This window comes from Phreatobacter aquiterrae (assembly GCF_053471285.1).
On sequence record NZ_JBJPHW010000039.1, the window covers coordinates 1 to 1,469 of the forward strand.

Here is a 1,469-nt window from a genome sequence, read left to right on the forward strand (position 1 = left end):
AAACGCGGCCGCCCCGGCTGCGAAACCCTGGCCAGCTACGCCGGGGCGGCCGCTCGCATCTGCGCCCTCAATGGGGGCCTGCTTTGGACGCGAAATAGGGGTGGCGATTGGAAGCGATTTGACAGTCCATGAACGGTGCCCAATTGTATTCGCTACCGTTGTCCACATAGAGCGTACGGGGTGCGCCCCAAGCGTTCACGACATTGATGAAGCTTTGGATGACGTGTCCATTGGTGATGCCCTTGCCCTTGTCGAGAAGCACGACATCCAACCAAATCCGGTTGGTCGCCATATCGAGCCAGCCGATGGCGCGAGCATGCGCCTGCGAGCCATCATCGCGCCTGAGCACGATGTCGATCGGGTGCACGTCCCCGACTAGGATTTCCATCGGAGCCATGCCCGTGCGATCGCGTAACTGACGCGGCTTCCGATCCTCGTGGGTCTTCCGGTCCCGCGCTTTCAGCGCCACCTTCCGGAACACGCGTTCGGCATTGAGAACATGAGGGGGAACCCGGCAGATCACCTCGCCGTCCGCGCCGAGATCAACACCGGCTTCCCTGGTCAACCGCAACAGTTTGGATGATGCCAACAGTGCGAGGATGCCCGCGGATTCTCCCTGGCTATGCAGACCGCGAACGTAGTGGCGCAAATCGTCCCCGATCCTGCGCTTGGTCGTCTCGTCCAGCGCGACGGAGCCGTCCCAGCGGCGTGAAATGATCGTGGCCTTCCTGCCGGCATCGGAACGCTTTGCTCTGCCGAGAGCGCCAAGGTCGCCGCGCAGTTCATAGTTCTTGATCTTACGGAGAACGTTTCGCTCTGAGACGTCCTTGGGCCTTCCGCCCGGCCCGAAATGTTCTCGCCCAACGATTGACCGGATCGCCTCAGCGCGAGCCCGCGAGCCCTTGGGATGGGCCAGGGCAGGGGAGATGACATGGTACCAGAAGTCCCGCTCCACCTGGGCCTTGGGGCCATGGGAAAGACGGGGTGCCTCGGGGCCGCAAATCTCGTTGAAGCGCCGTTGAAGGTCGATTGGAAGGCTGTCGAGGCGAACCTCGTAGCGGAGGCCGGAGCGGCCGCCGCGACCGCGCGTGGTGCGGATAACCAGCCGAGCTTCGCGCCAAAGATATGCCTCTTCCCGAATGGACCTGGTGACAGCTTTTTCAGCGGCCCGGTCAGAAATGCCCGCAAGGTCGGCGAGCTGAGGTAGGCCAATAAAAGGTGTCATTCGGCGGCTGCTCCAAAGAGCTCCGCAATCAGTTGCTCGCGAATGCGCGTGCCGTTTCGGCTATGGCGAAGACCCTTAAGCGCCTTCTCAACGGTTTGCCTATTCAGACCATTGGCCTTATACCAACGGCCCTCACGACTGACCGATGTGTGCCCAGTCGCGCATGCCGATTGACGTGATGGTCCCTGGCAGTGCGACGAGCCTGTTCCAGGCCTCGCACGACGCCTGGATGATGTCGTCGTAG

Annotated in this window: 1 protein-coding gene; it reads right to left on the minus strand. The window is 62.0% G+C overall.

All coding sequences use genetic code 11. The annotated features are described in order from the left end of the window. Positions 1-67: 67 nt before the first annotated feature. On the minus strand, positions 68-1,225 hold the full coding sequence (locus ACJ4V0_RS21480) for a hypothetical protein (protein ID WP_448301646.1): 1,158 nt from the start codon (positions 1,223-1,225) through the stop codon (positions 68-70). Positions 1,226-1,469 lie beyond the last annotated feature (244 nt).